At 65.4% G+C, this 25392-nt stretch carries 20 protein-coding genes; 4 read left to right on the top strand and 16 right to left on the bottom strand.

The genetic code is table 11. From position 1 onward, the window contains the following. Positions 1 to 33: 33 nt before the first annotated feature. The 7 genes from rlmD to H3H36_RS22685 all read right to left on the bottom strand — a co-directional run bounded on the left by rlmD (position 34) and on the right by H3H36_RS22685 (position 7841). Complete coding sequence (gene rlmD, locus H3H36_RS22715; RefSeq protein ID WP_182220349.1) at positions 34 to 1374, bottom strand: 23S rRNA (uracil(1939)-C(5))-methyltransferase RlmD; 1341 nt, start codon at positions 1372 to 1374, stop codon at positions 34 to 36. Positions 1375 to 1472: 98 nt separating this feature from the next. Beyond that, positions 1473 to 2498 carry an RNA polymerase sigma factor RpoS gene (gene rpoS, locus H3H36_RS22710; protein ID WP_182220348.1) on the bottom strand — a complete coding sequence of 342 codons (1026 nt, stop codon included), beginning with the start codon at positions 2496 to 2498 and terminating at the stop codon, positions 1473 to 1475. Between the two features lie 9 nt (positions 2499 to 2507). Further along, positions 2508 to 3440 (bottom strand): peptidoglycan DD-metalloendopeptidase family protein, encoded by a 933-nt coding sequence (locus tag H3H36_RS22705; protein ID WP_182220347.1) that lies wholly within the window; start codon positions 3438 to 3440, stop codon positions 2508 to 2510. A gap of 76 nt (positions 3441 to 3516) precedes the next feature. Then, positions 3517 to 4419 carry a protein-L-isoaspartate(D-aspartate) O-methyltransferase gene (locus H3H36_RS22700; RefSeq protein ID WP_182220346.1) on the bottom strand — a complete coding sequence of 301 codons (903 nt, stop codon included), beginning with the start codon at positions 4417 to 4419 and terminating at the stop codon, positions 3517 to 3519. Then, positions 4416 to 5153: a 5'/3'-nucleotidase SurE gene (gene surE / locus H3H36_RS22695; protein WP_182220345.1), complete on the bottom strand. Its 738-nt coding sequence runs from the start codon at positions 5151 to 5153 to the stop codon at positions 4416 to 4418. The genes H3H36_RS22700 and surE overlap by 4 nt, the downstream gene beginning before the upstream one ends. Before the next feature lie 129 nt (positions 5154 to 5282). Next, on the bottom strand, positions 5283 to 7226 hold the full coding sequence (locus H3H36_RS22690; RefSeq protein WP_182220344.1) for a KGGVGR-motif variant AAA ATPase: 1944 nt from the start codon (positions 7224 to 7226) through the stop codon (positions 5283 to 5285). Between the two features lie 9 nt (positions 7227 to 7235). Then, positions 7236 to 7841, bottom strand: a complete 606-nt coding sequence (locus H3H36_RS22685) for a toll/interleukin-1 receptor domain-containing protein (RefSeq protein ID WP_182220343.1) — start codon at positions 7839 to 7841, stop codon at positions 7236 to 7238. Between the two features lie 187 nt (positions 7842 to 8028). Between H3H36_RS22685 and H3H36_RS22680 the strand changes: the two genes are divergently transcribed. Beyond that, on the top strand, positions 8029 to 9009 hold the full coding sequence (locus H3H36_RS22680) for an NADPH:quinone oxidoreductase family protein (RefSeq protein ID WP_182220342.1): 981 nt from the start codon (positions 8029 to 8031) through the stop codon (positions 9007 to 9009). A gap of 91 nt (positions 9010 to 9100) precedes the next feature. On the opposite strand, the gene yoaA is transcribed toward H3H36_RS22680, so the two are convergent. Continuing rightward, positions 9101 to 11068, bottom strand: coding sequence for a DNA repair helicase YoaA (yoaA, locus tag H3H36_RS22675; RefSeq protein ID WP_182220373.1), 1968 nt, complete (start codon positions 11066 to 11068; stop codon positions 9101 to 9103). A 139-nt stretch (positions 11069 to 11207) separates the two neighbouring features. Then, positions 11208 to 11408: a YdcH family protein gene (locus H3H36_RS22670; protein ID WP_182155475.1), complete on the bottom strand. Its 201-nt coding sequence runs from the start codon at positions 11406 to 11408 to the stop codon at positions 11208 to 11210. A gap of 197 nt (positions 11409 to 11605) precedes the next feature. Here H3H36_RS22670 and H3H36_RS22665 point away from each other — a divergent pair, with 197 nt between their 5' ends. Continuing rightward, positions 11606 to 12412, top strand: a complete 807-nt coding sequence (locus tag H3H36_RS22665) for a PP2C family protein-serine/threonine phosphatase (protein WP_182220341.1) — start codon at positions 11606 to 11608, stop codon at positions 12410 to 12412. A 15-nt stretch (positions 12413 to 12427) separates the two neighbouring features. Here H3H36_RS22665 and H3H36_RS22660 read toward each other — a convergent pair whose 3' ends face one another. The 7 genes from H3H36_RS22660 to H3H36_RS22630 all read right to left on the bottom strand — a co-directional run bounded on the left by H3H36_RS22660 (position 12428) and on the right by H3H36_RS22630 (position 21570). Continuing rightward, entirely contained in the window at positions 12428 to 13156 is a 729-nt protein-coding gene (locus tag H3H36_RS22660; protein ID WP_182220340.1) for a hypothetical protein, read from the bottom strand. Between the two features lie 19 nt (positions 13157 to 13175). Further along, on the bottom strand, positions 13176 to 14273 hold the full coding sequence (gene zapE, locus H3H36_RS22655; RefSeq protein ID WP_182220339.1) for a cell division protein ZapE: 1098 nt from the start codon (positions 14271 to 14273) through the stop codon (positions 13176 to 13178). Positions 14274 to 14375: 102 nt separating this feature from the next. Beyond that, positions 14376 to 15809, bottom strand: coding sequence for a dihydrolipoyl dehydrogenase (gene lpdA, locus H3H36_RS22650; RefSeq protein ID WP_182220338.1), 1434 nt, complete (start codon positions 15807 to 15809; stop codon positions 14376 to 14378). Between the two features lie 6 nt (positions 15810 to 15815). Beyond that, positions 15816 to 16157 carry a PspC domain-containing protein gene (locus H3H36_RS22645; RefSeq protein WP_182220337.1) on the bottom strand — a complete coding sequence of 114 codons (342 nt, stop codon included), beginning with the start codon at positions 16155 to 16157 and terminating at the stop codon, positions 15816 to 15818. Positions 16158 to 16218: 61 nt separating this feature from the next. Beyond that, the gene (odhB, locus tag H3H36_RS22640) at positions 16219 to 17460 is read right to left on the bottom strand and encodes a 2-oxoglutarate dehydrogenase complex dihydrolipoyllysine-residue succinyltransferase (RefSeq protein ID WP_182220336.1); all 1242 of its coding nucleotides are present in this window, start codon (positions 17458 to 17460) and stop codon (positions 16219 to 16221) included. Between the two features lie 84 nt (positions 17461 to 17544). Then, positions 17545 to 20400: a 2-oxoglutarate dehydrogenase E1 component gene (locus H3H36_RS22635; protein ID WP_182220335.1), complete on the bottom strand. Its 2856-nt coding sequence runs from the start codon at positions 20398 to 20400 to the stop codon at positions 17545 to 17547. Positions 20401 to 20673: 273 nt separating this feature from the next. After that, a complete protein-coding gene (locus H3H36_RS22630) occupies positions 20674 to 21570 on the bottom strand; it encodes a LysR family transcriptional regulator (RefSeq protein WP_182220334.1) in 897 nt (298 codons plus the stop codon). A gap of 103 nt (positions 21571 to 21673) precedes the next feature. Between H3H36_RS22630 and H3H36_RS22625 the strand changes: the two genes are divergently transcribed. Both H3H36_RS22625 and H3H36_RS22620 read left to right on the top strand, forming a co-directional pair. Continuing rightward, positions 21674 to 22558 (top strand): MBL fold metallo-hydrolase, encoded by an 885-nt coding sequence (locus tag H3H36_RS22625; RefSeq protein ID WP_182220333.1) that lies wholly within the window; start codon positions 21674 to 21676, stop codon positions 22556 to 22558. 287 nt (positions 22559 to 22845) lie between these two features. Beyond that, a complete protein-coding gene (locus H3H36_RS22620; protein WP_182220332.1) occupies positions 22846 to 25239 on the top strand; it encodes a TonB-dependent receptor in 2394 nt (797 codons plus the stop codon). Positions 25240 to 25392: the final 153 nt, after the last annotated feature.

The raw sequence follows: 25392 nt of genomic DNA, 5'->3' as shown, positions 1-25392 counted from the left end.
CGTGGGGCGCGTTAGTCATTCAAATGCAGTGGTTCAGGCCAGGTCGAACACCGCCATCGATTCCACGTGCGAGGTGTGCGGGAACATGTTGACCACGCCGGCCTTGCTCAGTTTATAGCCGGCCACGTTGACCAGCACGTTGGCGTCGCGCGCCAGCGTGGACGGGCTGCACGAGACGTAGACGATGCGCTTGGGCAGCAGCTCGGGCTGCTTTTCACGCAGCCCGGCCAGCGCCAGGCTGACGGCCATGGCGCCGTCACGCGGCGGATCGATCAGCATGCGGTCGAACTTGCCCAGCGCGATCAGGTCTTCCACCGTCACTTCGAACAGGTTGCGGGTCGAGAACGAGGTCTTGGCCGACAGGCCATTGGCCTTGGCGTTGTCGAGTGCGCGTTCGGTCAGGCTGGTGCTGCCTTCGATGCCGACCACTGCGCGGCCCTGGGTGGCCAGCGGCAGCGTGAAATTGCCCAGGCCGCAGAACAGGTCGGCCACGCGGTCTTCCGGCTGCACCTCCAGCAGGCCCAGCGCCTTGTGCACCAGCACGCGGTTGATGTGGTGGTTGACCTGGGTGAAGTCGACCGGCTTGAACGGCATGCGCACGCCGAATTCGGGCAGCAGGTAATGCAGCTGGGGCCCCAGCGGATAGTACGGGGCGGCCGTGTCCGGGCCCTTGGTCTGCAGCCAGAACTGGATCTGGTACTGGTCGGCGAACGCTTTCAGCTTGGTTTCATCGTCGGCCGTCAGCGGGCCCATGATGCGCAGCACCAGCGCCGTCACGTCCTCGCCCACGGCCACTTCCACTTGCGGGATCTGGTTGTACAGCGACAGCGAACCGATCAGTGCGCGCAGCGGCAGCAGCATGTCCGACACGTGCGGCGGCAGGATCTGGCAGCTGCTGATGTCGGCCACGTAGATCGATTTCTTTTCGTGGAAGCCGACCAGCACCGTGCCCTTCTTGACCACGTGGCGCACCGACAGCCGGGCGCGGTAGCGGTAGCCCCACGTGGGGCCGTACATGGGACGCATCACCGTCTCGGCCTTGACCTTGCCGATGTGCCACAGGTTATCTTCCAGCACGCGCTGCTTGATGGCGACCTGGGCCGACGGCTCCAGGTGCTGCATCGAGCAGCCGCCGCAGTAGTCGAAATGCACGCACTTGGGCTTGACGCGCAGCGACGATTCGCGGTGCAGCGCCGTCATGCGGGCCGCTTCCCAGTTCTTCTTTTTCTTGAACGTCTCAAAACTGACGCGCTCGCCCGGCAGCGCGCCTTCGACAAACACCACCTTGCCCGGCGAGCCGTCTTCATTGTCGATGTGGCCGATGCCGCGCGCATCCATGTCGAGCGCCTTGATGTCGATGATGTTTTCTTGCATAACGTTCAATTAATGAGGGAGGGACAGGCCGGCCGGCGGGACGCCAGGGCGGGCCGTATGATAGCAGAAAGCGGCGCCCGGACGGTGCGCCGGGAGGGTTACAGCAAGGAGTCGCGTACCACGCCGCGGGCGGCCATGGCCCGCTTCAGCTTGACCAGCGCTTCCTGCTGGATCTGGCGCACGCGCTCGCGCGTGACGCCCATTTCCTCGGCCAGGGTTTCCAGCGTGGCCGGATCGTCATTGTCCAGGCCGAAGCGGCGCATGATGACGATGCGCTGCTTGTCGGGCAGCTTGGTGAGCCAGTCGCGCACCAGCACCGTCATTTCGTGATGCTCGGCGCGGGCGTCGGGACTGTCCTCGCTGTCGCCAGGCAGCATGTCCATCAGCGAGGACTGGGGGTCGTTGTCGAGCGGCGCATCGAGCGAGGTGGCGTGCTCGGACAGGGCCAGGATGTCCTGCACCTCCTCCACCGGCCGGCCCACCAGTTCCGCGATGTCCTCGGCGGTGGCGTCCTTGCCGTTGTGGTGGCGCGCTTCCAGGTGGTATTTGCCGCGCAGGATCTGGTTCAGCTCGCGCACCATGTGCACCGGCAGGCGCACCGTACGGGCCTGGTTCATGATGGCGCGCTCGATACTCTGGCGTATCCACCAGGTGGCGTAGGTGGAGAAGCGGAAGCCGCGCTCCGGTTCGAACTTGTCGATGGCCCGCATCAGGCCGATGTTGCCTTCCTCGATCATGTCGAGCAACACCACGCCGCGGTTGATGTAGTGCTTGGCGATCGACACCACGAGGCGCAGGTTGTGCTCGATCATGGTCTGGCGGGCGCTGAAGTCGCCCTGCTTGGCCAGCGTGGCGTAATGCACTTCCTGCGGCGCCGTCAGCAGCGGCCGGGTGCCGATCTGGTTCAGGTAGTGCTGGGTGGTGTCGGTCGACAGTTCGGCCGCCAGCACCTTCTTGAGTTCGTCGACACTTTCCAGCACCGCGCCCACTTCCACGGCCGCCTCGCCATCGCCGGGACCCTCGGCATGGTCGACGGCGTCGATGACGAGCTCGTCGCCCGGCTCGTCCGGAAATTCATCCGGCGCCGGGTCGTCATCCAGCGGGTCGTGCGGCGTGTGTGTCATAACGGTACGCTAACGGTTAGGCAGGAATTTCGACGGATCGACCGGCTTGCCCTGCTGGCGGATTTCAAAGTGCAGCTTGACGGAGTCGGCGTCCGAATCGCCCATCTCCGCGATGGCTTGTCCCTTGCTCACAGTCTGGCCCTCCTTGACCAGGATGCTGCGGTTGTGGGCATAGGCCGACAACAAGCTGTTACTGTGCTTCACAATGACGAGATTACCATAACCACGGATGCCGCTACCGGCGTACATGACTTTTCCCGCACCGGCCGCCACGACTTGCTGTCCGGCACGTCCGGCGATGTCCACGCCCTTGTTCTTGCCCTCGTCGAAACTGGCCACGACCTTGCCGTCGGCCGGCCACATCCAGCTCAGTTTTTCCTCGTCGGCGCCCAGCGGCGGCAAGGCCGGCGCGGCCGGCGGCGGCAGCGAGGCTGGCTTGACCAGCGCCACTTCGGTGCGCTCGGCGCGCTCGGGCGCCACGCCGTCAGCCTTCTGCAGTTCGGCCAGGGTGGCGTCCGTGTAGGGCCGCTTCTCGCCCTTGGGCCCGGTCTTGCGGGGCACGGGGGCCGCTGGCGGCGCCTTGGTCTCCGCTGGCGGCATCGCCACGGCGGCCGTCTGCACGGCGGCGCTGTCGGGCGGCTGCACGCGCAACACCTGGTCGACCTTGATATCGTCCGGATTGGCCAGGTTGTTCCAGGCGGCAAGGTCGCGGTAGCTCTGGCCGTGCTCGAGCGCGATGCGGATCAGGGTGTCGCCCTTCTTGACGGTGTACAGGCCCCGTTCATCGCGCTCCTTTTGCGCTTCCTCGCTGGGGGTGACAGGCTTGGGCTGGGGCGCACTGGGCGTGCGTTCCACCACCGGCGCCTGGTTGGGGGTGGTGGTGCAGGCGCTCAGCAGGGCGAGCGTCAGGGTCGCAACTAGCAGGGAACTTTTATTCGTCATTCTCATCTTAATCTGTGTATTCGGACCTCGCGGTACGACGGTATCCGGTGGGTGGCGCGGCGCCGGTCTTACTTGCTTATACAGTGCCTGGGCGCAGCGGCACGAAATGGCAATCTTCCAGCGTGGTGCTGACCCACTCGGCCTTGGCCGTGCGTGTGATCAGCTCCAGGTGCTGGGCGCGGGCGCCCACGGGCGCCACCAGCCGGCCGCCGATGGCCAGCTGTTCCAGCAATGCGCGCGGCACTTCCAGGCCCGCCGCGGCCAGAATGATACCGTCAAACGGGGCAGCTTGCGGCAAGCCTAGCATACCATCTCCATAGTGCAAACGCAGGTTCGGCACGCGCAGCGGCCGCAAATTGGCCTTGGCCAGCTCGTGCAGCGGCTTGATGCGCTCGATCGACCACACCTCGCGCGCCACGCAGGCCAGCACGGCCGCCTGGTAGCCGCAACCGGTGCCGATTTCGAGCACGCGCTTGAGTTCGCCACCGTTGCGCATCACCTCGATCATGCGCGCCACGATGTAGGGCTGGGAAATGGTCTGGTGGTGGCCGATCGGCAGCGAGGCGTCGATGTAGGCCTGGGCCGCCAGGCCCTCTTCCATGAACAGGTGGCGCGGCACGGTATCGAGCGCGGCCAGCACCACGCCATCCTGCACCCCCTGCCTGGCCACCCGTTCCACCATGGCGCGCCGCACGGCGTCGGACACCAGCGGATTCTGGCGCGGCGCGGGCGCGGCAGCCTGCACGGCCCGCTCCAGCGCCTCGCGGTGCGACTTCGATGGCGAGGCGACGGCGCGGCCAGCCTGGTATAGCGACTGGGCGGGCGCGCCGCCCCGGCTGGCGTGCTGGGCCGCGCTTTGCGCCGCATTCTGGGTCGCCGTTTGCGGCGTGGCCACGGGTCCCCGCACGACCGGCTTCTTGCCGCCCGCATCGACCACCGAGGACAGCGGCAAGGGGAAAGTGCGGGGCTTGTCGTTCATGCCAGGCCCGATGCCAGCAGATCGAGCTGGCTCTTGTGGGTGAGGTCGATCTGCAGCGGCGTCATCGACGTCCAGCCTTGGGCGCAGGCATGGAAATCCGTGCCCGGGCCGGCGTCGCGGGTGGCGCCGGGCGGGCCGATCCAGAAAATTTCCTTGCCACGCGGATCGTGCGCCTTGATCACCGGCTCGGCCTGGTGGCGCCGTCCCAGCCGCGTGGCCACCACCTTGGTCAGGGCCTCGTAGGGCTGGTTCGGGATGTTGACGTTGAGCAGGTAGGGACTGGGCAGGGTGGCGCCGTAGCGCACGATGATGTCGCGCGCATGGCGGGCCGCGTCCTCCACGTGTTCCCAGCCGTAGGAGCCCTGGGAAAACGCGATCGACGGGATGCCGAACAGATAGCCTTCGGTGGCGGCCGCCACCGTGCCGGAGTACAGCGTGTCGTCGCCCATGTTGGGGCCATTGTTGATGCCCGACACCACCAGGTCGGGCCGGTAATCGAGCATGCCCGTCAGCGCCACGTGCACGCAATCGGTCGGCGTGCCATTGACAAAATAGAAACCGTTGGCCGCGCGCTGGACGGACAGCGGCCGGTCCAGCGACAGCGAGTTGGAGGCGCCGGAACGGTTGCTGTCGGGCGCCACCACCACAATATCGGCGATGGGTGCCAGCGCCTCGGCCAGGGCGTTGATGCCGGGCGCCAGGTAGCCGTCGTCATTACTGATCAGGATTCTCATACGACGATTTTACCTGAAGCAATGGCCGTACTGCGCATGGCCGGGCTGCCGGGCGCAGATAAATTTCGCGGCCCTGGCCGGCCACCGGCGCCGTCCGATCCACCACTTGATCCGCCACCGGCGCCGGCGCTAGCGCGGCGTGCCGCGCGGTTCGGCCAGCAAGCTATCGAGCGTGAGCAGGATGTCGTGCCGGTAAGGGTCGGCCGCCGGTTCGCGCGCGCCCAGCAGCGTCGCGTCGAGGCCGCCGAGCGCCAGCACCGGGTCGGCGCCGCCCTCCTCCGGCGTGCCAGCCTCCCGGTACAGATCCGGCAGCTCCGGCTCGCCCAGCCGCCGCTGGATGTCGGCCAGCCGTGCCCGCGCCAGGCGCGTCTCCGCATGGTCCGGCCCTTGCTGGCGCAGGCGGGCCCGCAACACGCATTGGGCCAGGCAGCGGGCCGTGTCCAGTTCATCGAGCTGGACCAGGGTGGCGGCCAGGGCCGCCTTGGCGCGCAAGGTGTCGCCATGTTCTGCGCCCAGCAAGCGCATGCGGGCGGCCAGCACCTGCTCCTGCACGTCGCGCGCGAGGCCGTAGTCGCCGCGCTGGCCCAGCATGTCGGCGCGCGCCGCCTGGCTGTCCAGCGTCAGCGCATGATGCGGGCCCAGCAGGCGCTGGTAGCTGCCCAGCACGCCGTCCTGCAAGGCCAGCGCGTCGGCGCCCTGCCCTTGCAAGGCCAGCGTGGCGGCCAGCTGGGACTGGGCCGCCAGCGTGGCCGGATGATCGCGACCGTGCGCGGCGGCGCTGGCGTCCACGATGCATTCCTGCAGGAAGCGGGCATCGTCGAGCTGGCCCTGCTGGCGCAGCAGCACGGCCAGGCTGGCCTTGCTGGCCAAGGTATCGGCATGGTCTTCGCCCAGGCTGCGCTGGCGCAAGGCCAGGCTTTCCTCGAAACAGGACAGGGCCTGGGCCAGCCGTCCTTCCACCCGGTACAGTTCGCCAAGGCGGCGCAACTGGCCAGCCAGCGGCAAGGCCTGGCCTCGCCCGCCCTGCTCCATGTCGCGGCGGGCGGTGCTGATGGCGGCCAGCAGCGCGATCTCGCTTTTCGATTGCCACGGGAAATAGTCGCCGTCTAGCCAGTCCAGCAAGGTGGTGAAGGTGCGCGTCAGCGAAAAACGGTCGCCGCCTTGCTCCAGCCGCACGGCCAGTTGTTCGCCGTATGCGAAACCGCGGCCCTGCTGCAACTGTACTTCGTCGAAATAGCTTTCCAGGCTCAGCTCGGACAAGCCGTAGCAATCGCCCAGCAAGCGCTCGAACACGGGCTGGTAGCCGGCGATGCCCAGTTGCGCGTCGCCGCGCCGCCATTGGGCGCGCTGGGCGCTGTCGGCCATCTCCACGCGGGCCGGCAGCGGATAGATCAACAATGGCCGCTGCTCGTCCTCGTGGCTGCGGCGGTAGGCGGCGGCCCGCGCCAGCACCGTCTGCACGCCGTCCAGGTTTTGCCGGTCCGGCGTGAACACCACCACCAGCTTGCGCGGCAGCAGCGTGGTGCAGATGCCGGCGCTGTCGGCGCGGCCCGTGCGCGCATCCACCAGCACGTGGCGGAAATGGCGGGTCAGCATGTCGGCAAAGCAGCGGAACAGGGGCGGACAGCGCTCGAACAGCGCGTCCCAGCGCAAGGCGGCCAGGCGCTCCGCGTAGGTGTCGTCGAAGTTCCCGGCCCGCATCAGGTACAGGGGACGGGACTGGTCGACCCGGCATACGTATTGTTCCCAGCCGACCGCTTGCAGCACATCATGGGCCAAGGTCACCTCGTCCCTACCCGGCATGGCGCGCCGCTGCAACTGGTCGCGGCAGGCCTCGAACAACTCCAGCACACCGGGCCCCGGCTCCAGGCAGGGGAAATAATGGTGCAGGCTGGGTGCCTCCAGGTCCCAGTCCACCATCAGCACGGGAGTGCCGGCATGGCGTTGCCCGGCCAGCAGCACGGCCAGGTTGGACAAGGCCAGCGTGCGCCCCGTGCCTCCCTTGTAGGAATAGAAGGTCACGACTTCGCCGGGCGCCGTCAATGGCGGCAGGGACAGGGAGGAGAGTTCCATGACGAACCTTTAGCGTGGAAAGTGGGGTGGCGGAATGGCGCGCCATTCCGGCGGAATATCGGGCAGCACGAAGCGGCCGCAATCATGCTCGGGCGGCATGCAGCGTTTCAGGTAGTGGTAATGGGCGGCGATCCGCTGGACGATTCTTTCTATGTCGGGCAGGAAGTCCGGGTTGGTCTTGAGGTCGGTGCTGGCCAGGGTGTAGCGGGAAAAATCGACATACATGCCCGGCTCCGTGATCTGCGGCGGCAGGTTCAAGGGGTGGCGCGTCATGATCACGGGAATGGTCAGGTGGCTGGGCAGCGGATACCACAGGCGGCGCTCGGCCTCGATCAACTGCATGGCGGCGAATTCGCGCCGGGTGTAGGCGTGCGCCTCGTACTTGGGCGTGTAGATCACGATCATGCACACGCTCTCGCACATGGCGCGCGCGATGCGCTGGTCGATGTCGTCGCCACCGCCCAGTTGCTCGCTATCGACGAACAGTTCCTTTTCCGTGTCGAAATGCGGTTCCAGATAGCACTTGAGCGCCTCGACCAGGTCATTCTTGAACTTGGCCATGTACGCATGTTGGCCATGCGCGTAGCTAAAGAAACAGCCGTAGCGGATCGTCATCACATCCCCTCCGTTTCTTCTCCCAAGCAGCCTCACGCTAACCTACTCTAACGCCGCCCCCGCCCCGCACTTTGCGCGCGCGCAAACACGCACTGACGTGCACGACAGCGGCGCATTTCAGGCATAATAAAAAATCTAACGGTCGTACTATTTTTAATTTCCACCCACTAACGAGGAACGCACAATAATGAAAGCCATCGTCTGCAAGGCATGGGGACTGCCCGACACGCTCGCCCTGGAGGAATTACCTGACTTGCAACCGGGCCCCGGCCAGGTGGTGCTGGACGTGATGGCGGCCGGCGTCAACTTTCCCGACGTGCTCATCATCCAGGGTAAATACCAGGTCAAGCCGGCACTGCCGTTCACGCCCGGCAGTGAAGTGGCCGGCGTGGTGCGCGCCGTGGCCGAGGACGTGCAAGGCTACCGGGTGGGCGACCGCGTGATCGCGTTCACGGGCCAGGGCGGCTTCGCCCAGCAACTGGCCGTGCCGGTGCAGGCGCTGATGCCGATGCCGGCCGGCATGGACTTTGACACGGCGGCCGCCATCACCCTCACCTACGGCACCTCGCATCATGCGGTGGTGGACCGGGCCGGCCTGAAGGCGGGCGAAACCATGCTGGTGCTGGGCGCGGCTGGCGGCGTGGGACTGGCCGCCATCGAGATCGGCAAGGCGCTGGGCGCGCGCGTGATCGCGGCCGCGTCCACCGAGGCCAAGCTGGAAGTGTGCAAGGCGCATGGCGCCGACGTGCTGGTCAACTACAGCGACGACGACTGGCGCGACGCCGTCAAGGCCGCCACGGAGGGCAAGGGACCCGACGTGATCTACGACCCGGTCGGTGGCGTGTACGCCGAACCGGCGTTCCGCAGCATCGCCTGGCGCGGGCGCTACCTGGTGGTGGGCTTTGCCAATGGCGAGATTCCGCGCCTGCCGCTGAACCTGGCGCTGCTGAAAGGCGCGTCGCTGGTGGGCGTGTTCTGGGGCGAATTCGTCAAGCGCGAACCGAAGGCCAACCTGGCGGCCATGGGGCAATTGCTGGGCTGGCTCAAGGAAGGCAAGATCGCGCCCCACATCTCGGCCCGCTACCCGCTTGCCGACACGGCCTCGGCCCTGAACGACATGGCCGCGCGACTGGTGACGGGCAAGGTGGTGATCCTGCCGCAAGCGTAAGCACCCAAAAATTAAGGGCGGGAAAAATCAGGGACGGACCCCGATTTTTCCAAAAGGAAAAATCGGGGTCCGTCCCTGATTTTTCCCAGCCTTAATTTTCTGACTTGTCGCGGAAGAAGGCCACCACGTCGTCCTGCTCGCGCGTGCGCTTGAACGAGGGCAGGCTTTGCCAGATGCGGCGGCCATACGGCTTGGAGATCACGCGCGGATCACACAGCATCAGCACGCCGCGGTCGCCTTCATCGCGGATCAAGCGGCCGGCGCCCTGCTTGAGGTTGATGATCGCTTCGGGCAGGGTGTGGTGCATGAAGCCGTTCATGCCCTGCTTTTCCATCACTTCGATACGGGCCGCCAGCACGGGATCGTCGGGCGGCGCGAACGGCAGCTTATCGATGATCACCAGCGACAGCGCGTCACCGCGCACGTCCACGCCTTCCCAGAAACTCTGGCTGCCGATCAGCACGCCGTTGCCGGCCTTGCGGAACTGGTCCAGCAATTCCGTGCGGCCCTTGTCGCCCTGCACGAACAGGGGGAACGGCAGGTTGCGCCTGGCGAACTCGTCGCGCAGGCGCTCGGCGGCGCGCTTGACGGCGCGCAGCGTGGTGCACAGCAGGAAGGTCTTGCCGCCGGCCGCCTCGATCACGGGCAAGGCCTTGTCGAGCACGGCGTCGATGTAGCCGATGGAATTCGGGTCCGGCAAGCCTTGTGGCACATACAGGATGCCTTGCTGCTCGTAGTTGAACGGGCTGGGCCAGGACATCGACAGCTCGCCCGTCAGCCCCATCTGGTTGGCGAAGTGGCTGAAGTCGTTCTTCACGGCCAGCGTGGCCGAAGTAAAAATCCAGCTGCGCGGCACGCCTTCGCGCTGGCCGTTGAAGATGGGCGCGATCGACAGCGGCGTCTTGTGCAGCTGCAGCGACATGGTGTAGGCCTCGACCCAGAACACGGCTTCCTCGCCCTTCTCCACCTTGGCCTTGGGATCGTACTTCCACGCGGCCAGTTGCTGGGCCAATTCGATGCCGCGCACGCGGCATTGTTCCAGCGTCTCGGCGCGGATGGCCTGGGTTTCCAGCACGGCATTCAGGCCTTCGAGCTCGTCCTTGAGGGTTTGCAGGGCCGGGAAAAAGTCGCTCGAGGGTGCGATTTGCGGCAGCGACAGGCGCACGATGTCCTGCGGGAAGGTCAGGCGCAAGTCGCGCGCGGCCTTTTCCACCACGGTTACCACCTTGCCCCAGTCGGCGCCGTCGCGCGCGTGGGCCAGGCCCTCGGCCAGCACGTCGCGGCACAGTTCCAGCACTTGCGAAGTGGAGAAGGTGTCGCCGAAGAACAGCGTGGCCGTGTCGGGCAGCTGGTGCGCCTCGTCGAAAATGATGGTGTTGGCCGATGGCAGCAGCTCGGCCACGCCCGTGTCCTTGAGCGCCACGTCGGCAAAGAACAGGTGGTGGTTGACCACCACCACGTCGGCCTGCTGGGCTTCCTTGCGCGCCTTCATCACGAAGCAGTCCTGGTAGTACTGGCACTCGGCGCCCATGCAGTTCTCGCGCGTGGACGTGACCAGGTTCCAGATCAGGGCGTTCTCGGGCACGCGCGCCAGCTCGGCCTTGTCGCCGGAACTGGTCATCTTGAGGAAACGCGAGATTTCGCGCAGATGGCCCACGTCGTCGCGCGAGGTCATGCGTCCGTTCTGCAACGTGCGTTCCAGGTGGTAGTGGCACACGTAATTGGAGCGGCCCTTGAGCAGCGCCACCGACACGGGCGCTTGCAGTGCGGCGCGCACGGTGGGGATATCGCGCAGGAACAGCTGGTCTTGCAAGTTCTTGGTGCCGGTGGAGACGATGGTCTTGCCGCCCCACAGCAAGGCCGGCACCAGGTAGGCGAAGGTCTTGCCGGTGCCCGTGCCCGCTTCGGCGATCAGGGTTTGCTGCTCGGCGATCGCTTGCGCCACGGCCTTGGCCATTTCCGTCTGCGAGCGGCGCGGACGGTAGCTGCCCACGGCCGGCCCCAGCGGGCCGCCGGCGCCGAACAGCCGTTCGATCTCGGCGTCATGGCGGCCAGGCACGTGGGGGACGGCGGCGGTGGAGGAAAGCGCGGCGGAAAGCGCGGGGGCGGCGGGCGCGCCGGACGCGGCTGGCTCGGCGGCCGGTGGTAACTGGGGTTCGGTCAAAATAAGCTTCGTGGTGGCGTGCGGACGCCTGGCGTCAGGCCGGCACGTCCGGAACTAATTGCATTTTCAGCAATGTGATATAGTCTTTCAACTGCAGCTTGCGCTTCTTCAGGCGACGCAGTTGCAACTGGTCATGGTGGCCATCGCGCGTCAGCATTTCAATCACCGCGTCCAGGTCACGGTGCTCCACGTCAAGTTCTATCAGGCGGCGCTGTATTTCTTGTGCATCAGTCATGGTGAGGTTTTCTGTTACAAATTGTTCCGTGCGTTCCGGACAGATACGCATACAATCCAAATAGTTTCGCTTAGCCAACAACCATGCTTGCCACAAAACCGTGTAACGGTGCATAGTTTAATCTACGCGAGCCCAGCCGCCAACAGAATTGATGTGGCGAACGCCACGGCTAACCCAGCCGGGATACAGTGTGAGATATGAGCGCGTATAAAATCGAAGCCGGCACGGCCCAACATATCGGTAACCGGCCCCAGCAAAATGACCGGGTGGCCCTGTACACGGCCGCCCAGGCGCCCGGCTACGTGCTGGCCGTGCTGGCCGACGGCGTGAGCGGCGGCGCCATCGCGTCCGAGCAGGTGCTGCTGACCAGCAAGCACCTGTTCGATGAATACCGCGTCGGCGACACGCCCAACCTGGAACGGCTGGAAGAGCTGCTGCGCAGCATCGCGCAGGAGGCGCACGAAGTCATCAAGATGAATCCCATCGCCGCCAGCAGCGAGCCGCAATGCACGCTGGTGCTGCTGGCGCTCACGCCGCAGCGCCAGGCCGTGTGGGCCCATGTGGGCGATTCGCGCCTGTACCGCTTCGCCGGCCAGAGTTGCGCCGCGCGCAGCAACGACGCAGCCTATGTGGACTACCTGGTCACCAACGACGAGCTGCCGCTGGAAGCGGCCAAGAAACACCGCAACTCCAAGCTGCTCAGCAACGTGCTGGGCAACAGCCTCAAGCCGCCGTTCGTCACCGTGGGCCGGCATGAACACTTGCAGGCCGGCGACGCCTTCCTGCTGTGTTCGGACGGCCTGTGGCAATACTTCACCGACCTGGAACTGGCCGCCGCGCTGGCGCGCAACACGCCGCGCCAGGCATCCGAAATGCTGATCAACAAGGCCATCGAACGGGCCGCCGGCAAGGGCGACAACTGCTCGATGGCCATCATCAAGCTGGTCGCGCCGCCCAAGGAAAAACCCAGCTACACCGTGCAGCGCCTGAAGCGGGCCGTCTAAAACCGGCGGTGGTTTTTACTGCTTGAGGGCGGACGCGGCGGCCGCCGCTGCCGCCTCGGCCTTCTTGCGCTCGGCTTCCTCGCGCGCGGCGCGCTTGGCGCCCGCTTCCTGCTTCTTCTTCGCGATGGCCGCCTTGCGCTCGGCCGACTCCTGCTGCTTGCGCTCATAGGCGGCCACGTTGGCGGCGCGCCGGGCGGCGCCAGCCGCTTCCTCAGCCTGCCGGCGCTGCTCGCGCGCATCGTGCTCGGCCTGACGCTCGGCCAGCGTGGGGCCGGCCTTGGGCGCGGCCACTGGTTTGTCGTCGGCCGCCGCCGGGGTCTTGGCCGGGCGCGGCTGGGCGGCCCGCGCGGCCTGCTCCTCGGCGTCCTTGCGGGCACGCTCTGCCAGCTCGGCGTCGCGCTTGTCAACCGAGTCCTGGCGCTTGAAGTGGCTGGCCTCCACTTCCACCGCGCGCAATTCGGCCAGCGCCGCGCGCCGCTTTTCGCGCGCCTGGTCCAGGCAGCGGTTGACGAAGAACTTGCCGTAGCAGACTTGCTCGTCCTGCGCGTAGCGCGCATGCACAGCGGCGCGGTCGCGCGCCACCTGCGCCAGCGTGGCGTCGGCCTGCTCGACCGAATGGGTGACCGGCACGCGCGGCGCGCCTTGCGGCGCCTGGCCTATGGTCTGGGCCCGGGCCGGCGCCAGCAGGGCCAGGCCCAGCACAGGCATCAACAGCGCCAGCTTCAGGTGGGTGGATGGTGTCATGTTCGATTCCGGTTGCACGTTACGCCAGCGCGTCAGCCGCGCCGCGCTGTTCCTTGTCCATGTAGTCGCGCGACTGCATCTCGACGATGCGCGAGACGGTGCGGTGAAACTCGTTGGCCAGCGTGCCGGTCGTGTACAGCTCTTCCGGCTCCACCTCGGCCGACATCAGCAGCTTGACCTTCTGATCGTAGAACACATCGATCAGCCAGGTGAAGCGGCGCGCCTCGGAAGACATGGCCGCCGACATCATGGGAATCCCGGACAATATCACGGTATGGAAGCGGCTGGCGATTTCCAGGTAATCGTTCTGCGAGCGGGGGCCGCCGCACAGGGTGGCAAAATCGAACCAGATGGTGGTGCCGGCCCGGCGCAGCGCGCGGATTTCGCGGTTCTCGATGCGCACCACGGGGTCTTCGTCGGCCGATTCGGCCACGCTGGCATACGCCTCGCGCAGCGCCTCGTCGGTGGCCGCGCCCAGCGGCGTGTAGTAGGACTGCACCTGCTCCAGCGCGCGGCCGCGGTAGTCGATGCCGGCGTCGATGTTCATCACGTCCAGCTTGTCGTACAGCAGGCGGATGGTGGGCAGGATGCGGTCGCGGTGCAGGCCGTCCGGGTACAGCAGCTGCGGGTCGTAATTGGAGGTCATGATGAAGGTCACGCCGTTGTCGAACAGGGCCGACAACAGGTTGTACATGATCATGGCGTCCGCCACGTCCGAGATGTGGAACTCGTCGAAGCAGATCAAACGGTATTTCTTGGCGACGCGGCGCGCCACCTCGTTGAGCGGGTCGGCCACGCCTTTCAGCTCGTCGAGCTGGCGGTGCACGCCGCGCATGAATTCGTGGAAGTGCAAACGGGTCTTGCGCACCACCGGCACCACCGAGTAGAAGCTGTCCATCAGGAAGGACTTGCCGCGCCCCACCCCGCCCCACATGTACACGCCGCGCGGCACGTCGGGCCGGTTGATCAGGCGTTTCAGGCTGTTCGAGCGCTGGCCCTTGTAGGCCACCCACTCGTCGTAGCAACGTTGCAGGCGGTCGACGGCACGGCGCTGCTCCGGGTCGGCCTTGAAATCGCGCTGCTCCAGCGCGTGCTGGTAAAACTCTTGGACGTTCATGGAATTCACTTCGTTGTGCAACGGCTGCGCAAAAAAAACGGCGGGCCTGCGCCCGCCCTACCGATACCGCGTAGGACGAACGTGGGCCCGCCGCGTACTGCTTTAGAAGTTCAGGGTACGCTTGTCGACGGCCAGCGCCGCTTCCTTGGTCGCTTCCGACAGCGATGGGTGCGCATGGCAGATACGTGCGATGTCTTCAGCCGATGCCTTGAACTCCATCGCCACCACGGCTTCCGAAATCAGTTCGGAGGCCATTGGGCCGATGATGTGCACGCCCAGGATTTCGTCGGTGGTCGCGTCAGCCAGGAACTTGACCATGCCCGACGTGTCGCCCAGCGCGCGCGCGCGGCCGTTGGCCAGGAACGGGAAGGTGCCGGCCTTGTAGGCTACGCCTTCGGCTTTCAGCTGCTGCTCGGTCTTGCCCACCCACGCGATTTCCGGCGAGGTGTAGATCACCCAGGGGATGGTATTGAAGTTGGTGTGGCCATGCTGGCCGGCGATACGCTCGGCCACGGCAACGCCTTCTTCTTCCGCCTTGTGCGCCAGCATCGGGCCGCGCACCACGTCGCCCACTGCCCACACGCCCGGCAGGTTGGTCTTGCAGTCGCCGTCCACGGCCACGAAGCCGCGTTCGTCCAGTTGCAGGCCGACCTTGTCGGCGCCCAGGCCGTTGGTGTTGGGGGTACGGCCGATCGAGACGATCAGCTTGTCGAACACGGCGCTCTGGGCTTCGCCCTTGGCGTTTTCGTATTCCACGGTGACGTTGTTCTTGCCGGTGCTGATCTTGCCGATCTTGCAGCCCAGGTTGATGGACAGACCCTGCTTGGCGAACAGCTTGCCCGCTTCCTTGGCGATCTGCTCGTCGACGGCGCCCAGGAACACGGGCAGGCCTTCCAGCACGGTCACTTCGGAACCCAGGCGGCGCCATACGGAACCCATTTCCAGGCCGATCACGCCGGCGCCGATCACGCCCAGCTTGGCCGGTACGGCGTCGATGTTCAGCGCGCCGGTGTTCGACAGGATCAGTTTTTCATCGAACGGTGCGCCTGGCAGTTCGCGGGCGTTGGAGCCGGTGGCGATGATGACCTGCTTGGCGTTGATGGTTTCGTTGGCCGGTGCCGAGACGACGATAGGATAGCCGTCGGCCGTGGCGGCGCCGCCGAACGAGGCGCGGCCGTGGAAGAAGCTGACCTTGTTCTTCTTGAACAGGAACAGGATGCCGTCGTTGTTCTGCTTGACGACGGTGTCCTTGCGCTTGATCATCTGGCCCAGGTTCAGCGACAGTCCGGCGACGTCGATGCCGTGCTCCTTGAAGGCATGGCCAGCGTGCTCGTAGTGCTCGGACGATTGCAGCAGCGCCTTCGACGGGATGCAGCCCACGTTGGTGCAGGTGCCGCCGGGAGCGGGGCCGCCCTTGGCGTTTTCCCATGCGTCCACGCATGCCACGGAGAAGCCCAGCTGCGCTGCGCGGATAGCGGCGATGTAACCGCCAGGACCGGCGCCGATCACGACGACGTCAAATTGTTTAGTGCTCATATTTTCTCAATTCCCAATCAGCTCTTCGTCCGGGACGAAGATCCATAACAGTAGGTAGACCACCAGTCCGAATCCGAACGAAATCGTAAACAGCGCAAAGATCAGGCGCCACACCCACGACTCCATGCCCGACGCCTTGGCCAGGCCGCCGCACACGCCACCGAGCCAGCGGTCGCTGCGCGAACGGCGCAGGCGATTGAGCTCGCCCGGCAGGTCGACGTCGGTACCACTCCCGGGCGGCGCACTGCCGCTCAGCAGCCTGGCCTTGGCCTGGGCGAATTCCTCGTCGGACAAGGCGCCGGCCTGGTGCAGCTCGTGCAGGCGTTTGATTTCTTCGGATACGTTCATGGCTTATCCTTCGAAGTCCCCCGCAGCAGCGCCGCGGGGGATGGACTGTACAGCCGGTGAATTACAGTTCCAGCAGCAGGCGGGCTGGATCTTCCAGCGCTTCCTTCATGGCCACCAGGCCCAGCACGGCTTCGCGGCCGTCGATGATACGGTGGTCGTAGGACATCGCCAGGTAGTTCATTGGACGGATCACGATCTGGCCGTTTTCAACCACGGCGCGATCCTTGGTGGCGTGCACGCCCAGGATGGCCGATTGTGGCGGGTTGATGATCGGGGTCGACAGCATGGAGCCGAAGGTGCCGCCGTTCGAGATCGAGAACGTGCCGCCGGTCAGGTCGTCCAGCGTCAGCTTGCCTTCCTTGGCCTTGGCGCCGAATTCGCCGATCTTCTTCTCGATGTCGGCGATCGACATCTGGTCCGCGTTGCGCAGGATAGGCACCACCAGGCCGCGTGGCGAACCGACGGCGATACCGATGTCGAAGTAGCCGTGGTAGACGATGTCGTTGCCGTCCACGGAAGCGTTCAGGATCGGGTACTTCTTCAGGGCTGCCACGGCGGCCTTGACGAAGAAGGACATGAAGCCCAGCTTGACGCCGTGCTCTTTCTCGAACTTGTCCTTGTACTTGTTACGCAGGTCCATCACGGGCGCCATGTTCACCTCGTTGAAGGTGGTCAGGATGGCGTTGGTCGATTGCGACTGCACCAGGCGCTCGGCGATACGGGCGCGCAGGCGGCTCATCGGCACGCGCTCTTCCGGACGGTCGCCCAGGTTAGGCGCGGCCACGGCCACTTGTTGCAGGGCCGGTTTGGCGGCGGCTGGGGCCAGCGGTGCGACGGCTGGAGCGGCGGCAGGCTTGGCAGCGGCGGCCAGGGCGTCGCCCTTGGTCACGCGGCCGTCTTTGCCGGTGCCGGTCACTTGCGAGGCCGACAGGTTGGCTTCCGACAGGATCTTGGCGGCGGCAGGCATGGCCACGTCGCCCTTGTTGGCGGCGGCTGGTGCGGCGGCGGCTGGTGCGGCGGCAGGTGCAGCGGCAGCAGCAGGGGCGGCAGCAGATGCCGAACCTTCCGTGTCGATGATGGCGATCACTTCGCCGGCGACGACGGTGCTGCCGTCGCCCTTGATGATCTGTACCAGTACGCCAGCGCCTGGAGCTGGCAGTTCCAGCACCACTTTGTCGGTTTCGATATCGATCAGGTTTTCGTCGCGGGCCACTGCCTCGCCGACTTTCTTATGCCAGGTCAGCATGGTCGCTTCGGCGACCGACTCGGACAGTTGAGGAACCTTGACTTCGATTTGTGCCATGTGAAACTCCGTATATTTTGTTGTTGCGGCGCCGCGCTGGCCACCCTTGCGGACCGCGCGGCGCACCGTCAGTAATGTGTGCGATTATTTGGTCAGGATGAAGCCCTTGAGCTTCGAGAACGCCGTCTCCAGCAGGTCTTTTTGCTGGGCGTAGTGCTTGTCGTAGTAGCCGACAGCCGGCGAAGCCGAGGCCGGACGACCGGCGTAGGCCAGGCGCCGGCCCGCTTCCATGCTCTCGAAGATGTTGTGCTGAATCTGGAACCATGGGCCCTGATTCTGCGGCTCGTCCTGCGCCCACACCACTTCGGCCAGGTTCGGGAACTTCTTCAGTTCAGCCGTGAACGACTTGTGCGGGAACGGATACAGCTGCTCGATACGGATGATGGCCGTATCGGTCTGGCCGCGCGTCTTGCGGGCGTTGACCAGGTCGTAGTACACCTTGCCCGAGCAAGCGATGACGCGCTTGACCTTCTTGGCGTCGATCTTGTCGTCCACCTCGCCGATCACGGTCTGGAACGCGCCCTTGGACAGTTCGGTCAGCGGGGTGCCGGCGTCCTTGTTGCGCAGCAGCGATTTCGGCGTCAGGATCACCAGCGGCTTGCGGAACTGGCGCACCATCTGGCGGCGCAGCACGTGGAAGATCTGCGACGCGGTGGTCGGCTGCACCACTTGCATGTTGTTGTCAGCGCACAGCTGCAGGAAGCGTTCTGGGCGAGCCGACGAGTGCTCCGGCCCCTGGCCTTCGTAACCGTGCGGCAGCATCATGACCAGGCCCGAAGCGCGGCCCCACTTCACTTCGCCGGAGCTGATGAACTGGTCGATCACCACTTGCGCGCCGTTGACGAAGTCGCCGAACTGGGCTTCCCAGATCGTCAGCGTGTTCGGTTCAGCGGTCGAGTAGCCGTATTCGAAGCCCAGCACCGCTTCTTCCGACAGCACGGAGTCGATCACGGTGAATGGTGCCTGGCCTTCGGCGATGTTCTGCAGCGGCACGTAGGTGCCGGCGTCCCAACGCTCGCGGTTCTGGTCGTGCAGTACGGCGTGGCGGTGCACGAAGGTGCCGCGGCCGGCGTCCTGGCCGGTCAGGCGCACGGCGTAGCCGGACGATACCAGCGTGGCGTAGGCCAGGTGTTCGCCCATGCCCCAGTCCAGGTTCAGTTCACCACGGCCCATGGCGGCGCGGTCAGCCAGCACTTTTTCCACCAGCGAGTGCACCTTGAAGCCTTCCGGCACGGTGGTGATACGGCCGGCCAGGCGCTTCAGTTCCGTCATCGGCACGGCCGTGTCGGCCGAGTCGGTCCACTTGCGGTTCAGGAACGGCAGCCAGTCGACGGCGAACTTGTTCTTGAAGTTCGAGATCACCGGATCGATGGTGTGCTTGCCGGCGTCCATCGCTTCGCGATAGGCGGCCACCATCTTGTCGCCGCCGTCGGCAGCGATCACGCCTTGCGCGGCCAGCTTGTCCGCGTACAGCTTGCGGGTGCCTGGGTGCTGGGCGATCTTCTTGTACATCAGCGGCTGGGTCAGTGCTGGCGTGTCCTGCTCGTTGTGGCCCAGTTTGCGGTAGCAGATGATATCGACCACGATATCCTTCTGGAACTGCTGGCGGTAGTCCATCGCGATCTGCGAGGCCAGCACCACGGCTTCAGGATCGTCCGCGTTCACGTGCAGCACGGGCGCTTCGATCATCTTGACCACGTCCGAGCAGTAGATGGTGGAGCGGGAGTCGCGCGGATCGGAGGTGGTGAAGCCGATCTGGTTGTTGATGACGATGTGCACCGTGCCGCCCGTGCCGTAGCCGCGGGTCTGGGCCAGGTTCAGGGTTTCCATGACCACGCCCTGGCCGGCGAAGGCGGCATCGCCGTGCACCAGGATAGGCAGCACTTGCGCGCCATGCGCGTCGCCGCGGCGGTCCATGCGGGCCTTGACGGAACCTTCAACCACAGGGTTGACGATTTCCAGGTGCGACGGGTTGAACGCCAGCGACAGGTGGACCGGGCCGCCGACGGTGGAGATGTCGGACGAGAAGCCCTGGTGGTATTTCACGTCGCCGGCTGGCAGGTCGTCGCCATGCTTGCCTTCGAATTCTTCGAACAGCTCTTTCGGGCTCTTGCCCAGGGTGTTGACCAGCACGTTCAGGCGGCCACGGTGGGCCATGCCGATCACGATCTCTTGCACGCCTTTTTCGCCGGCGCGCTGGATGATTTCATCGATCGAGGCGATGAAGGTTTCGCCGCCTTCGAGCGAGAAGCGCTTCTGGCCGACGTATTTGGTGTGCAGGTAGCGTTCCAGGCCTTCGGCCGCCGTCAGGCGTTCCAGGATGTGCTGCTTTTTCTCGGCCGTGAAATTGGGGGTGGAGCGGATCGATTCCAGGCGCTCCTGCAGCCAGCGCTTTTCGGCCGGGTCGGAGATGTACATGTATTCCGCGCCGATGGAGCGGGTGTAGGTGTCGCGCAGGAAGTTGGTCAGGTCGCGCAGGGTCGCGGTTTCAGGACCGAAGTAGGTGTTGCTGATGTTGAACACGGTGTCCATGTCCGCATCGGTGAAGCCGTAGAAGCTCGGGTCCAGCTCGGGGATCATCGGACGTTCCTGGCGCTGCAGCGGGTCCAGGTTGGCCCAGCGCGAGCCCAGGTAGCGGTAAGCGGCGATCAGCTGGGTGGCGGCGACGCGCTTGCGGCCCATTTCGGGGTCGCCCGAGGCGGTCACGGTGCGGATCGGGCCGGCCTTGGCGCGCTCGGCGAACGAGGCGATCACGGAGGCATGGGCCACGTCAGGCTTGTTGGAACCGTCGACGGCCGGCACGTGCTGCATGGCGTCGAAGTAGGCGCGCCAGTTGTCTGGCACGGAACCGGGGTTGTTCAGGTACGCTTCGTACAGCTCTTCGACGTACGGCGCGTTCCCACCGAACAGGTAGGAGTTGGACGTATATTGTTGCATCATATTGCTCACCTTTCTTCGCGCTTCGCGAGATTAGCGGGTTAATCTAACCTTCCGCGACACGGCCTGACCGGTTAGCGGATTGCACATCAAGTTGTGGGGAAGGACTCTTGTTTCTTTCGGTAGAACTAAAATCGGTCAATCAGGATAGCACGCGGCATTGTATCTCAACAACCATTTGTGCGCGGAAAATGCGCACGAAAATCCCGGCTTTTTTTCGCCCGCAGGCCGCATCAATGCTCACTGTGACTGAAACATGGCCATAAGATTAACGCTTTACCGCCAGCCTGGATGACTGCCGAACCAGTCCAGCAGGAAGTCCAGCATGGCGCGCAGCGCCGGCGGCAGGTACTGGCGCGAACTGTAGATCCCATAGATGCCCATCCGTTGCGGCGCGCAGTCCGGCAGCAGCGCCACCAGCTGGCCGGCCGCGATCAGCGGCGCCGCGCTGTACGTCGGCTGCAGCGCGATGCCCGCCCCCTGCACGGCGGCCGACAGCAGCACGAATTCGTCGTTGGCCGACAGGTTGCCGTCCACCGGCACCGACAGCGCCTCGCCCGCGCGCGTGAATTGCCACAGGCTCTTGCCGAAGTAGCTATAGGTGAGGCAGTTATGTTCGGCCAGTTCCTCGGCCCGGCGCGGCGTGCCGTGCGCCGCCAGGTACGCGGGCGACGCGCAGACGACGGAATCGCAACTGGCCAGGCGGCGCGCGATCAGGTTGGGGTCGAGCGCGTTGGTGATGCGCAGCGCCAGGTCGATGCGCTCCTCGACCAGGTTGACGGCGCGGTTATTCATTTGCAGATCGACCTTCATGCGCGGATAGCGGCGCAGATAGGCCGGCACGGCCGACGCCAGCGCCGCCTGCGCCAGCGACTGCGAACAGCTGATGCGCAGCAGGCCATGCGGGGTATCCGGTTCCTCGGGCGGAGCGGCGTCGATGGCGGCGGCCAGTGCCAGCATGCGGCGGCAGCGCGCCAGCGTCACTTCGCCTGCGTCCGTGAGGCTCAGGCGGCGCGTGCTCCGGTGCAGCAGGCGGGCGCCGGCCCACTGCTCCATCTCGGCCAGGTAGCGCGTGACCATGGCGCGCGACATGTCCAGCGATTCCGCCGCCGCGATCATGCTGCCGCGCTCGACGATGCTGACAAACACCGTGGCGGCCGTGATGCGATCCATAATTCGTCCGGTTTATGCAATTAATCGTTGCAGGATATCTGGTTTTTCCATCGAATCAAGCAATTTAAGATGACGTCATTCTCACTTCAACGGAAAGACCGTCATGTTCAAGCACACCATCCTGTCCGCCGCCCTCGCCGCCACCACTGCCCTGGGCGTTGTTCCCGCAGCCTCCGCCGCCACGGCTCCGCTGACGCTGGAGGTCTACAACCCCGGCGAAACGGCCATCTTCCCGGTCGCCTCGGTGCTGGTGGCGGGCCAGCGCGACGCGGTGCTGATCGACGCCCAGTTCTCGCGCGGCGAAGCGCTCAAGCTGGCCGAGCGCATCCGCGCCAGCGGCAAGCGCCTGACCACCGTGTACGTGAGCCACGGCGACCCCGATTTTTACTTCGGCCTGGACGTGATCCACGCCGCCTTCCCGGACGCCCGCATCGTGGCCACGCCGCAAACCATCGCCGCCATGCAGCAGAAGGCCGCCGCCAAGGTCGCCTACTGGGGCCCCATCCTGAAGGACAACGCGCCGCAAGGCATCGTGATGCCGCAGCCGCTGCAAGGCGACACCATCACGCTCGAAGGCCAGACGCTGAAGATCGAAGGCTTGCAGGGCAAGTCGCCCGAGCGCAGCTACGTGTGGATTCCGTCGATTAAAGCGGTGGTGGGCGGCGTGGAGCTGTTCAACGACCTGCACGTGTGGACGGCCGACACACAGACCGTGGCATCGCGCCAGCAGTGGCTGGCCACGCTGGACGCCATCGACGCATTGAAGCCGGCGACCGTGGTGCCGGGCCACTTCAAGGTCGGCGCCAGCTACACGCCGGACAGCATCGCCTACACCCGCACTTACCTGCAGCGCTTCGAAGCTGAAGCGACCAGGGCGGCCGATGCCGCCGGCCTGATCACAGCCATGAAAGGTGCCTACCCGTCCGCCGGTCTGGCCGGTGCGCTGGACATTTCGGCCAAGGTGGCCAAAGGCGAGCTCAAGTGGTAACCCCTGAAAACCGGGGACGTCACACCATTTAGCCTCCAAGAAACTTGCTGGCCGAAAAAATCGGGGACGTAACACGGTTTTCCCTCTCGGAAAGGCGCCATCCGCCGCCTGTTTCCTGAGTGCTAAATCGTGTTACGTCCCTGATTTTGCTGTACGGGAAAACCGGGGTGCGTCCCCGATTGTTGAAAATTGTTGTATATACAATCAATTCTGCAACGCAACAATGTAGGACAATAATGGCCCTTGCCAATATTGCGGCCGCGACTGCCCGCCGGCCCTGTCCTCACATGAAAATCCAACGCACCCGATTGCAACTGGCGATCGCCACCCTCTTCACCACCGGCGCCACCCTGGGCGCCTCCGCCCTGGCGCAGCAGGAAGCGCCCGCCGCCAACGCTGAAAATGCGGCCGCGCCAGCCAAGGCCGCCCGCAGCGAACAGATCCAGACCATCCAGGTCACGGCGCAAAAGCGCAAGGAAGACGCCAGCAAGGTGCCCATCAGCATGTCCGTGGTGCGCGGCGAAGATTTGGCGGCCCAACACATCGCGGGGCTGGAAGACATCACCCGCAACGTGCCCAACATCTCGTTCTCGGGCGGCACGCAGGGCAATGGCCCCGGCCTGTCGAACATTGAAATGCGCGGCATCGCCTCCTCGGCCGGTTCGGGCACGGTGGGCATCTACATGGATGACGTGTCCATGACCACCCGTAACCTGTACAGCCTGGGCAGCCCGGAGCCCAAGTTCTTCGACGTGGACCGCATCGAAGTGCTGCGCGGTCCGCAGGGCACGCTGTACGGCGCCAGCTCCATGGGCGGCACGCTCAAGGTGCTGCTGAACCAGCCGGACCTGAAGAAGATGGACAACAGCGCCATGGCGGAACTGTCGTCCACCTCGCACGGTGGCATCAACCACAGCGTGAACGCGGTGCTCAACGTGCCGCTGGTGGCCAACGAAATGGCGCTGCGCGTGGGCGTGCAGAGCACCCACGTGAGCGGCTACATCACCCAGGTCGATCCCGACACGCTGGCCACCGTGCGCCGCCGCACCAATTCGGAAGACGACGCCGTGCTGCGCATGGCGCTCAAATGGGCCGTCAACCGCGACCTGACCGTCACGCCGGCCCTGTTCTACCAGGAAGTGAAGACGGGCGACCTGCCGACCGAATATCCGTACTCGCAAACGACGGGCGCCGCGCTGCAGCCGTACCAGGTCAGCAAGCCGGTGCTGGAGCCGGGCAAGGACAAGCTGTTCACGCCCAGCCTGACCATCAACTACGACCTGGGCCGGGCCGACCTCGTGTCCGTCACCAGCTTCTACCAGCGCGACTTCAACCGCACCCAGGACGGCACCCAGGCCAACAGCGCCTACCTGGCCACGCTGCTGCAGCCGGGCGCGCCCGCCAGCCTGGCGTCCACGCTGGCCGTCACGCCCGCCTACGTCTACCTGAACAACCAGGTGCGCCAGTTCTCGCAGGAGTTCCGCCTCGCCTCCAAGGGTTACGACGCCAAGGCGCCCACGCCCGTCACCTGGCTGGCCGGCGCCTACTTCTCCAACCTGCACACCACCGTCAACGACAACGAGCCGGTGCCGGGCATGAACGCGCTGTTCGCCAGGTACGGCCTGAACGCGGAAGACCCGGCCGTCATGTCGGGCACCTTCCCCGGCGCCTTCAGCAACGACAGTGCCTACTTCACGGCGCGCCACTACCGCACCACGCAGAAGGCGGCGTTCGGCGAGGCGAGCTACCACTTCTCGCCCGCCCTGCAAGTGACGGCCGGCCTGCGCGACCTGTACGCCACCGACTCGCTGGCGCGTGAAGCATCCAACTACTTCGCCGCCATGCCGGGCATGACGATCCAGCAGGCGCACGATGAAAGCACCCATGCGGTCACGCCGAAGTTCGCCGTGTCGTGGAACGTGGACCCGACCGATATGCTGTACTTCAACGCGGCCAAGGGCTTCCGCCTCGGCGGCCAGAACCGCGACATTCCGCTCTCGATCTGCGGCGCCGAGCTGAACAGCCTGGGCCTGGCGAAAGCGCCAGCCAGCTTCGGTTCCGATTCGCTGTGGAGCTATGAAGTGGGCAACAAGTCGCGCTTCCTGAATAACCGCCTGGCCATCAACGCGGCGGCCTACTACATCGACTGGAAGAACATCCAGGTCGACCGCGCGCTGAGCTGCACCTTCGACTACGAAACCAACGCCGGCAAGGCCCGCAGCACGGGCGTGGAACTGGAAGTGAAAGCCAAGCCGACGCCGGACCTGACGCTGGACCTGGCGGCCGGCTACACCAACGCCTACCTGGTGGACGCCAACGAAGCCCTCGGTTCGCTGGCCGGCCAGAAGGTGCCGGGCGCGCCCAAGTTCAACGCCACGCTGGGCGGCGAATACCGCTACACCATCACCGGCACCACGGACGGCTTCGCGCGCCTGACGGCCCACTGGACCGGCTCCAGCTACGGCACCGCCCACATCGGCGACAGCGATTACCAGCGCCCCGCCTATGCGACCGTGGACGCCAGCGTCGGCGTCAACTTCGAGAAGTGGCAAGTGTCGCTGTTCGCCAAGAACCTGGCCAACAATAACAAGGTGATCCAGCGTCCCAACGTGCAGTTCTTCCAGGAGGCTTACCGCCTGGTGCCGCGCACGATCGGCGTGAACGTGTCGGGCAGCCTGTAACACCCTCTGCCTTTGCCCAGTAGACGGGGCCGGGTCTTTCGGGACCCGGCCCCGTCTTGCTTTCCGCTTCCGGTTTTAGGTGTTGCAATTTCGCATCCAATTAAATAAAACAAATTGATTTAATTAGTAAGCGGACGCACAATCGCTCTCGCT

The sequence above is a fragment of the Rugamonas fusca genome (genome assembly GCF_014042365.1).
GTDB classification, from domain to species: domain Bacteria; phylum Pseudomonadota; class Gammaproteobacteria; order Burkholderiales; family Burkholderiaceae_D; genus Rugamonas; species Rugamonas fusca.
This window is presented reverse-complemented; position numbering and strand designations above follow the sequence as displayed.

What these genes read in the sequence shown, in the direction of transcription:
- H3H36_RS22665 (WP_182220341.1), top strand. Translation starts at nt 11,606, where the DNA reads ATGAGCGCGTATAAAATCGAAGCCGGCACGGCCCAACATATCGGTAAC.
- odhB (WP_182220336.1), bottom strand. Translation starts at nt 17,460, where the DNA reads ATGGCACAAATCGAAGTCAAGGTTCCTCAACTGTCCGAGTCGGTCGCC.
- H3H36_RS22625 (WP_182220333.1), top strand. Translation starts at nt 21,674, where the DNA reads ATGTTCAAGCACACCATCCTGTCCGCCGCCCTCGCCGCCACCACTGCC.
- H3H36_RS22660 (WP_182220340.1), bottom strand. Translation starts at nt 13,156, where the DNA reads ATGACACCATCCACCCACCTGAAGCTGGCGCTGTTGATGCCTGTGCTG.
- H3H36_RS22705 (WP_182220347.1), bottom strand. Translation starts at nt 3,440, where the DNA reads ATGACGAATAAAAGTTCCCTGCTAGTTGCGACCCTGACGCTCGCCCTG.
- surE (WP_182220345.1), bottom strand. Translation starts at nt 5,153, where the DNA reads ATGAGAATCCTGATCAGTAATGACGACGGCTACCTGGCGCCCGGCATC.
- H3H36_RS22635 (WP_182220335.1), bottom strand. Translation starts at nt 20,400, where the DNA reads ATGATGCAACAATATACGTCCAACTCCTACCTGTTCGGTGGGAACGCG.
- H3H36_RS22690 (WP_182220344.1), bottom strand. Translation starts at nt 7,226, where the DNA reads ATGGAACTCTCCTCCCTGTCCCTGCCGCCATTGACGGCGCCCGGCGAA.
- H3H36_RS22645 (WP_182220337.1), bottom strand. Translation starts at nt 16,157, where the DNA reads ATGAACGTATCCGAAGAAATCAAACGCCTGCACGAGCTGCACCAGGCC.
- rlmD (WP_182220349.1), bottom strand. Translation starts at nt 1,374, where the DNA reads ATGCAAGAAAACATCATCGACATCAAGGCGCTCGACATGGATGCGCGC.
- lpdA (WP_182220338.1), bottom strand. Translation starts at nt 15,809, where the DNA reads ATGAGCACTAAACAATTTGACGTCGTCGTGATCGGCGCCGGTCCTGGC.
- H3H36_RS22685 (WP_182220343.1), bottom strand. Translation starts at nt 7,841, where the DNA reads ATGACGATCCGCTACGGCTGTTTCTTTAGCTACGCGCATGGCCAACAT.
- H3H36_RS22680 (WP_182220342.1), top strand. Translation starts at nt 8,029, where the DNA reads ATGAAAGCCATCGTCTGCAAGGCATGGGGACTGCCCGACACGCTCGCC.
- H3H36_RS22630 (WP_182220334.1), bottom strand. Translation starts at nt 21,570, where the DNA reads ATGGATCGCATCACGGCCGCCACGGTGTTTGTCAGCATCGTCGAGCGC.
- H3H36_RS22620 (WP_182220332.1), top strand. Translation starts at nt 22,846, where the DNA reads ATGAAAATCCAACGCACCCGATTGCAACTGGCGATCGCCACCCTCTTC.
- H3H36_RS22670 (WP_182155475.1), bottom strand. Translation starts at nt 11,408, where the DNA reads ATGACTGATGCACAAGAAATACAGCGCCGCCTGATAGAACTTGACGTG.
- H3H36_RS22700 (WP_182220346.1), bottom strand. Translation starts at nt 4,419, where the DNA reads ATGAACGACAAGCCCCGCACTTTCCCCTTGCCGCTGTCCTCGGTGGTC.
- rpoS (WP_182220348.1), bottom strand. Translation starts at nt 2,498, where the DNA reads ATGACACACACGCCGCACGACCCGCTGGATGACGACCCGGCGCCGGAT.
- zapE (WP_182220339.1), bottom strand. Translation starts at nt 14,273, where the DNA reads ATGAACGTCCAAGAGTTTTACCAGCACGCGCTGGAGCAGCGCGATTTC.